General features: G+C 67.1%; 6 protein-coding genes and 1 pseudogene. 4 read left to right on the forward strand and 3 right to left on the reverse strand.

What is annotated here, in order from left to right; genetic code table 11:
* Positions 1-278 precede the first annotated feature (278 nt).
* Positions 279-1,520: an MFS transporter gene (locus tag DQW85_RS41045; RefSeq protein WP_162795778.1), complete on the forward strand. Its 1,242-nt coding sequence runs from the start codon at positions 279-281 to the stop codon at positions 1,518-1,520.
* A 276-nt stretch (positions 1,521-1,796) separates the two neighbouring features.
* Here DQW85_RS41045 and DQW85_RS41050 read toward each other — a convergent pair whose 3' ends face one another.
* The gene (locus tag DQW85_RS41050; protein ID WP_113705131.1) at positions 1,797-3,329 is read right to left on the reverse strand and encodes an ISL3 family transposase; all 1,533 of its coding nucleotides are present in this window, start codon (positions 3,327-3,329) and stop codon (positions 1,797-1,799) included.
* A 467-nt stretch (positions 3,330-3,796) separates the two neighbouring features.
* On the opposite strand from DQW85_RS41050, the pseudogene DQW85_RS48435 reads away from it, so the two are divergent.
* Positions 3,797-4,168, forward strand: a pseudogene (locus tag DQW85_RS48435) (transposase); the annotation flags it as partial.
* Here the strand turns inward: DQW85_RS48435 and DQW85_RS48440 are convergent.
* Complete coding sequence (locus DQW85_RS48440; RefSeq protein ID WP_420819220.1) at positions 4,166-4,525, reverse strand: MarR family winged helix-turn-helix transcriptional regulator; 360 nt, start codon at positions 4,523-4,525, stop codon at positions 4,166-4,168. The pseudogene DQW85_RS48435 and the gene DQW85_RS48440 overlap by 3 nt on opposite strands.
* A 183-nt stretch (positions 4,526-4,708) precedes the next feature.
* Here DQW85_RS48440 and DQW85_RS41065 point away from each other — a divergent pair, with 183 nt between their 5' ends.
* Positions 4,709-5,080, forward strand: a complete 372-nt coding sequence (locus DQW85_RS41065) for a VOC family protein (protein WP_113705132.1) — start codon at positions 4,709-4,711, stop codon at positions 5,078-5,080.
* A gap of 259 nt (positions 5,081-5,339) precedes the next feature.
* Complete coding sequence (locus DQW85_RS41070; RefSeq protein ID WP_113705133.1) at positions 5,340-5,732, forward strand: antibiotic biosynthesis monooxygenase; 393 nt, start codon at positions 5,340-5,342, stop codon at positions 5,730-5,732.
* Between the two features lie 457 nt (positions 5,733-6,189).
* Here the strand turns inward: DQW85_RS41070 and DQW85_RS46275 are convergent.
* Positions 6,190-6,944, reverse strand: a 755-nt coding sequence (locus DQW85_RS46275) for a hypothetical protein (RefSeq protein ID WP_205315800.1), incomplete at its 5' end; no start/stop codon positions are given.

Raw genomic sequence — 6,944 nt, forward strand, 5'->3', positions numbered from 1 at the left:
GCGACCTCCGGCTCGGGACACGCTCTCGCCTGTGTCGCGTGGCCCCCATGTACCGCGCAGAACCTGCCGAGTCGGCCTGGGCGCGCGCGTACGCCTTCTTCGACCGGCCACCTACCAGAAGGGAGCTTGCCCCACACCTGCGTCCTCTCGCGGGGGCGACGGCCGTGACCTGTAACGGTCGGCCATCGAGGACATACACGCGCGCACTTCATGTCGCGCCATCGTGCTTTCTCGCACATTCCTCTATCGGTGTATCGCATATCGCGAAGGAATCGCATATGTCTGTTAGTGATGCCCGCACACCTGGCCGGCACACCGTTCTCGCCCTCGCCGCCGTCATCCTCTTCATCGATGGATACGACCTCTTCACCCTGGGGACCGTCGGGCCCACGCTCCTCCAGCAGCACATCTGGGATGCCACTCCGGCCACCCTCGGCATGCTCGGCAGCGCCACCGCCCTGGGCATGCCGGTCGGATCGATGCTCGCCGGATGGGCGGGCGACCGCTACGGACGGCGTCTGCCGCTCACCCTGTTCCTCGCCCTGATCTCGGCCGCAATGCTGCTTGCCGCCGTGGCGCCCAATCTCGGCGTCTTCGCCGTGGCCAGAGCGCTCACCGGCGTCGGCGTCGGTGCCCTCGCACCGCTCGTCAGCGCGCTGGTCGCCGACAACGCTCCACCGAAGAGGCGAACCCTGCACATCACCGCCGCCTTGGCCGCCATCGGTGTCGGCGGCGCGGCATCATCCCTCCTGGGTCGGCTCCTGCTCCCGGAGATGCCGTTCCAGTCGGTGTTCGCGGTCGGCGCACTCCCGTTGCTCCTGCTGCCGATCGTCTGGCGACTGCTGTCCCACGCCTCGGGTGCGGTCGAGGTGGGCCACGTCGAGCGGGCTCGGCTCCTCGAGCTCTTCTCCTCAGGACGGCGGCGGGCCACAGTGGTTCTCTGGCTGGCTGCGTTCATGTCCTTCGTGCTCATCTACAGCACCAGCACCTGGCTGCCGTCGGTGATGATGCGCTCGGGGTACGACCTGAGCTCGGCGCTGGAATTCTCTATCGCCTTCACCTTCGGCGGCGCCATCGGCACCACGAGCCTGTCCCTTCTCGGCGACCGGGGCCACCTGCGCGCCATCACGCTGGGCGGGTTCCTGGTGGGCGCCGCAGCGCTCCTGATGTTGAGCACCCAGCAACCACGGCCGCTGATCCTGCTGCTGTCGGCGCTGGCCGGAGTCGGCTCGCTTGGCACGCAGGGTCTTGTGATCGCCTGCAAGGCTCATCATTACCCGCCCGCGCTACGCGCTACCGGCATGGGCTTCGGCCTGGGAGTGGGCCGCATCGGCGCCATCGTGGGGCCGTCGTACCTGGCGGCGGTGACCGTGCTGGTCGCCTCGCCCAAAGCTGGCTTCTACGCCTTCATGATCCCGGCCGTGTTGGGCGCTCTGGCCATCGCTCTGCTGCCGCGGGAACGCACAGTCGAACATTCGCAGAGAGTCTCGATGCCTGAACCACGGCCCGAAGTTCTGTGACCGCTCCTCTCCGATGGGGCGCTGCCGCCACCGATCCTGCGACGACCGCGGCAGCGTCCTCTACTCCGACGACTGCGCGCCGCTCTCTGTGGACAGCCGCTCCAATAGGTCCTGCCATCTTGACCGCTCGGCGCCCCGGGACGCAGTGACCTCTGCCGCGCCCTCGCCGCTGGCCGACATCGGCGTACGGAGACCGCGTCCTGGAACCGGAGCCATGAGCGCCACATGGGACGGTACGGTCTTCGGCTCTGTCTCTCTTTCGGTGGTGACGGAGAGTTAGGCCAAGAGGATGCGGTGGCGGAGCAGCGTGAACCCGGCTCGGCCGTGCATCTGGCGCATGATGCGCTTGGTCTTGGTGTTCACGCCCTCGGTGCCGGCGTTATGGAACGGCAAGGTGACGGCCGCGCGGACGGCGTCGCGGTCCTGGTCGAGGCCACGGATGAAGGCGTGCAGATGAGGCAGATCGGCGGCGCGGGCGGTGGTGATCCAGGCGTCGAGGCGGTCGGCGTTGCCCTCGCGTGGCCGGAGCAGGTCGGCGAAGCCGCGGACAAGCCCGGCCAGGTCGATCATCTCGGGGCAGGCTGCGGTGAGGTCGTCCAGCAGGCGGCGGTGCTCGTCTTTGAGGTCGTCGGGCCGAGTCAGTAGAAGCCGGGCGAGGCGGCGAGGGGAGACGGGCAGTTGGTCGGCTTCGACCCGGCCTTGGGTGATGTAGCGGTAGAGGAGGTTGAAGCTGCCCTGGTAGCCGAGGGCTTTGATCTCCTTGAACAGGTGCAGGACGGGAACGGCAGGGTCGTCGGATCGGCGGCGTCGAAGGTGGTCGCGGTAGGGGTCGACGAGGGTGGGCCGGTATTGCGGTGCGCGTTGCAGGCGTTCGGGTTCGGGCACACGCGCGTAGCGTTTGACGGTGTTGAGGGCCAGGTTCAGCCGGCGCGCGCACTCCAGCAGGCCGACGCCCTTGCCCAGGAGGTCGTGGATCTGGTGCCAGCGGTCGCGGGTGGTCTGTGCGCGCTTGCCGTCCTGCAGGGGTGGTCCGGCCTTGGCCCAGCAGGCGCTGTGTCCGGCGACTTCCTTGGTGACGGCCTCGCCGAAGTTGTGCCACAGGTGCCACCGATCAGCGACTTGGATGGCGTCCGGCAGCGCGCGGCGGACCGCTTCGGCGTAGGCGCCGGAGCCGTCCCTGCACACGACCCGCGCCCCGGGATGGGCGCGCAGCCAGGCCTCCAGCCCATCGGCGGTGCGGCCGGGTAGGACGTCGATGCGCTCGCGGGTCTCGGCGTCGATCAGTACCGTGGCGTAGCGGTGACGTCGGCGCAGCGCGAAGTCGTCCACCCCCAGCACCCGAGGGACCCTCAGTTGCGGCAGGGACAGGCGCAACAGGATGCGCAGGGCGGTATGCCGGGACAGGCGCACGGCCAGAGCGGACAAGACTCGCATGCCGGCGCGTCCGGCCAGTTCGTGGACCACCACGCCGATGTGTGAGGCCAGGCGGGGTGTGCGCCGCTGGTAGCGCTCCAGCAGGCCGGGAAGTTGTTCGCGGAAGGTCTGGCGGCACCCGCGCGTCGGGCAGATCAGCCGGCGAACCCGCACCACCACCAGTACGCGACGGGCATCGACCGGAATATCTGCCACGCTCCGCTCGTGATAGCCATGCACGCGCGCCGTCTCCACCCCGCAGTCCGGACAGACGGCCGATCCATCCGGGGTTCGTGCCCGTACCCGGATCTGCTTGCCCTCGTCCGCCACGTCCTCCACCACCAGCGGCGATAACCCCGAAAACACCGTGCCTAGAAGCTCATCGACACCATGCACAGCTCAGCGTGACGCTATGAGACGCACCGTTACCACCGAATCTGAGACAGAGCCGATCACTGGACAGACCCGCCCAGGTCACCGGTGATCTCGCAGCGCAGCGGTAAGACGTCGGTCGTCATGTCACAGGTTTTCGATGTAGCCAGCCGCGATCTCGTCCGGCGGGTTGGTGTACAGGCGTAGGTAGCGGTCGTTGGCGTGGCCGAGGCGGGGTTCGAGTTCGGTGCGGTTGTGGCCGGAAGCTTGGGAGAGCCGGTAGGCGAAGGTGTGGCGGCGTCGTGCGGGCGCAGGGTGCCGAGCCCGCGCTCGGCGTCGGGCATCTGGGCGTCGTGCAGGCGGCCGAAGCCGCCGACAGAAACAGCGCGGCCGGGGTGGTGCTGGCGGCGGCGTCGCCGGGCGCTCGTGGTCGGCCTGGACCTGCCTGGCCTGGCGCAGCCGGTCGGCCTTGCTGGGACTACAGCGAGGCCCTGAAGAAGGGCACCCGCACGATGGAGGTGCAGCGCCAGTACACCGGCACAGCAGGCAGGATCGAGAACTCGCTGGTCGCCGTCTACCTTGTCTACGCGACCGCGATCGGGCACGCAGCGATCGACGGGGAGCCGTACATTCCGCGTTCGTGGACCGAGGACCCGGACCGCTGCCGGGTGGCCGGGGCACCCGACCGCGTGGCGTTCGCCACCAAGCCGGCCCTGGCCACCGCGATGATCAGCCGGACTGTGGACGCCGGCGTCCGTGCACACTGGATCGCTGGCGACGAGGTCGACGGCGCTAACCCTCACCTGCGCGCCGCGCGCGAAGCCCGCCGGACCGGCTACGTCCTCGCTGTCGCATGCGACTCAACCGCCGAGGGCTGCCGCGATGCGGTCGAGGTCGGCGAGGAGGGCGGCCAGGCGCGGCTGCGGGATCGCGTCCACCATATGCCGTTCGATGTCATAGACGGCGGATCGGGCCGCGTCGAGACGCCTGCGGCCTTCCGCGGCGAGGTGTGCGGGAAGGGCGCGGCCGTGGTCGGTGGTGGCGGGCCGGGAGATCAGGTCCGCGTCCTGGAGGCCGCGCAGGACGAAGTTCATGGATTGCCGTGTGACGAACGTGCCGCGAGCGAGTTCGGCGTTGGACAGGCCGGGCTGCTGGTCGAGGAGTTCGAGGCATGCGTACTGCGGCACCGTCATGCCGTGCTGGCGCAGCGCTTTGTCCATGGCGCCGCCAGCGCCGCGGCGCAGCGTTTGAGGCGGTATCCCACGTGCTCGGTGACGTCCTGAGCGGGATGGGGCGGGTCTACGGGCCTCCGGGCTTCCATGTCAGGATTTTGACATAGGGGGTCGCCGCGAGTACAGTCTCTGTATGTCAAAGTCCTGACATCCAAGAATCGAGGAGAACCCATGACCGCCACCGTCGACGGCCCTGACTTCATCGCTCTGCAGGTACGCGATGTCGAGGCAGCGGCCGCCTTCTGCGAGAAGCACCTCGGACTGCGGCGGGCACCGGCCTCGCCTCCCGGCGCGGTGGTCTTCGCCACCGAGCCGATCCCGTTCGCCGTCCGCGAGCCGCTGCCCGGCGTGGATCTCGACACCGTCGGACGCCCCGGTCTCGGGGTGGCCCTGTGGTTCCGCACCGCCGACGCCCAAGAACTGTACGACCAACTCGCCACCGCCGGAGTGCCCATCATCAGCCCGCCCAAGGACAGTCCCTTCGGCCGCACGTTCACCTTCACCGGCCCCGAGGGCTATACCCTCACCGCGCACGGAGGCTGACCATGACCGGGGCGGGGTGATTTTGATTCGTGGTGCCGGTGCCCCTGATGTCTCACCACCACGAGCCACGGCTGTTGGCCGCGATCCGAAAGGTCTATCACCTGCCCGAAGCCGCGGCCGAGGGAGACCACCGCTCCATCATTGAGGGCTGGTGTCCACTGCGGTCGTGGATGCGATTCTGGCTGCGCTCGGCATCCCCGCACACGCTTGACAGTCCGCACTCCGGTTCCAATCAGCACGAATTCAAGGAGGAGCAATCATGACCACCACCACCGCCACCACGACGATCACCGTCACGGCCGACACCGATCAGGTCACCTTGGTGAACGTGTTCACCGTCACCCCGGCGCGGCAGATGGAGTTGGCCGACGCCCTGGGCGAGGCCACCCGCAAGATCTTCGTGACGCTGTCCGGATTCATCTCCGCGAACCTGCACACCAGCCTGGACGGAACCCGGGTGATCAACTACGCGCAGTGGGCCAGTGAGCAGCAGTACAAGGAAGCGCTGCAGCGAGCCGATGTCCGTGAGCATCTGGCCGAGGCAACCGCCATCGCGGACAAGTGGGATCCGAGCCTCGTACGCGTCCGGACGATCCACACCCGAAGGGCCGCAGGCGTGAACCCGCAGACGGCGACCAGCGCATCGAATTGATCCCACGATGTTCAAGACACCCCCGTTCTCGTCAGCTATCCCCTACACCATGAGCAGAACGAGGATCACTCTCGTGGCCGTGGCTGCCGGGTACCGTCCTGGCCCAGTGCGGTCCCGACGAGTGGCGGGTAGCCGTCGAGGTGTCCGCTCTGGCCATACCTGACCCCGGCGTGCCGACGACGCTCCCGAGATCCTGCTCTACACCGCTTGCTTCCGCGACATGGCGGAGATTCGCGCCGTCAGCATGCATTTGTGGCATCGTGTATGGAACGAGGTAGGCCACGGCTGACCTCGACTGACAGACCACCGTCTGTCAGTGGTGGCCACTCTCAACCGGGCACCGGATCGCTGGGATCCAGGCCGTAGTTCCAACGTCGCGGGGACAAGCAATGTGGCGCAAGAGGAGGCCTGGCGCGGCTGTCCGGCGACCGTGCTTGGCCCACACCCCGAGGGATGCTCAGCGCACTCCTTCGATGGCTGGCGGCTCTTCCCAGGGCAAGCACTGGAGCGCTTCGAGTAGTTCCGCCGGGTTCTGCAGCAGTTTGGGATTGCGCTCCAAATGGATCAATTCCCGCTGTGTCAGCTCGCGTACTACAAGGGAGTTGCCGGACTTCAGGATGATCATTGAGCCCAGCAGCACCGCTGCTCTCTGCTGACTGTCAAGGGCCTGAATCAAGGTGCTCGCGGCAGCGGCCTTCCTCTCGTCGACTTCTGCCTGAATCTTGTGGATGCCATGCAGTTCGACGGCTCGGCGAACTTCCTCGCGGATATCCTTAGCCGCGTCTGAGGTCGCGACATTTCTGCTGCGGAGAAGAAGTCTCTTGAGCCATGAACCTAGGGCGGGTGGGATAGCAATCGTTTCTTCGAGGTCGAAGGCCTCAATGAAGGCGGCGATTGCTCGTTCCACTTCCTCATGTCGGGACTCGTCCGTCAGGTATACAGTCATGGGGAAGAGGTCGGCCGTAGTCGTCGAGTTGTGCTTTAGGTGATCATGCATGGCTCGGCGTAGCTCATATTCCAGCGCAGGCCGGCGGCGCACTTTTGGTGACGGATGCGGCATTGTGACCAACGATGCTCGTTGAACAGCATATATCTGGCCGCTCTCATTAAAGAGCGCTATGAGTTCTCGCTGCTGCTGAGGTTGAAAGGTAGGAGTTACAGGCGTTCGGGGGTAGTGACGGCAGCGTTTGGCTGGTTTACGCCTGGTTGGTG

This window comes from Nonomuraea lactucae (genome assembly GCF_003313395.1).
GTDB lineage: Bacteria > Actinomycetota > Actinomycetes > Streptosporangiales > Streptosporangiaceae > Nonomuraea > Nonomuraea lactucae.